General features: G+C 36.2%; 1 protein-coding gene. It reads left to right on the forward strand.

Annotated elements, in window-relative coordinates:
- Position 1 precedes the first annotated feature (1 nt).
- Positions 2–1,213, forward strand: coding sequence for a TolC family protein (locus L1D46_RS20695; protein ID WP_239978174.1), 1,212 nt, complete (start codon positions 2–4; stop codon positions 1,211–1,213).
- Positions 1,214–1,228 lie beyond the last annotated feature (15 nt).

A 1,228-nucleotide genomic window follows, 5' to 3' on the forward strand; every position in this document is an offset into this window, starting at 1 on the left:
TATATATTTAAAAAATGCAGGTTTAGTCCTGTCTTTATGTATGGCTGTGAGTTTTTCAGTTGCCACTTATGCCAAACAGAAAAGTATTTCATGGCTAGATAGTCAAATAAATAAAGATCCCGAAGTTGTTGCGGCTAAAGAGTTACTTAATGCAAGTAATCATAGAGCCAAGAGCTTAACTAAAGCCGTATATAACCCAGAGCTTGAAGCAAGCTATGAAAAAGAGGGTGATTTTGATAATTATTCTATTGGTATCAGTCAAACGATTGATTTTTGGGATAAGCAATCAGCAAATAAAAGCATTGGTGAAATTGGTGTTTATGCAAACCAGCAACAATTGTTATCTCTACTCGATTCTAAAAAGGCTAACGCTTTAACTGCAATAGTTAATTGGCAAGCAGCAAAAAAGGTGGCTCAGTTACTTTCAGTAAGAGAAAATCAATTACAAACGCTCGTTGGAATTATTGAAGATAAGCGAAAAGCAGGACTTTTAGAGCCACTTGACGCTGAACTGGTTTATTTAAACTTGTCCCAAGTTTTCAGTGAAATATCTGAGTCGCAAATTGCTTTGAAAAATGCAGAGGTAAATGTTCAGGAGTTATTGCCTGATTGGACGCCTAATACTACCAATTTGTTTTCATTTACTTTTGGAGCAACAAACTATTCATTTAACTCTCAGTGGGTTGAGGAACATCCAAAAGTTAAACTCGCTAGAGCGCAATGGAAGATAAAACAATCTAAAGCTCAACTAACCACTATGGAATCTAAAGCCAATCCAACCATTGGAGTTAACGCAGGGAAAAGTGGAGATGAAGACTTGATTGGCGTGACTTTCTCAATGCCTTTAAATATCAGAAATAACTATTCAGATACTGTTAAAGCCGCTTATTCAGAAGCAATTGCAGCAGAGGCTAACTTTCGGTCGGTTTATCGAAAGCAGTCATTTGAAGCAAAAGCTAATTATGAATCGCTTATTGTCAGTAAAAAATATTATGAGCAATGGCAAAAACTGACAAAAGGCAGATTAGATAGCAGCGAAAACTTATTAAATAAGCGCTGGGAAGCTGGTGACATTAATACTTCTGACTACTTACTTGCATTAAATCAACGTGCGGAAGGGCTTCATGCAGGAATACGTTTGGAAAATCAATTCAAGCTTGCAGAAATATCCTTCATTTTAAGTATGGGTCAGTTATCCAAATTTGAGATTTGAGCGCTTTGTTTTTTC

The organism is Pseudoalteromonas sp. Isolate3 (assembly GCF_022398505.1).
Taxonomy (GTDB): Bacteria; Pseudomonadota; Gammaproteobacteria; order Enterobacterales; family Alteromonadaceae; genus Pseudoalteromonas; species Pseudoalteromonas apostichopi.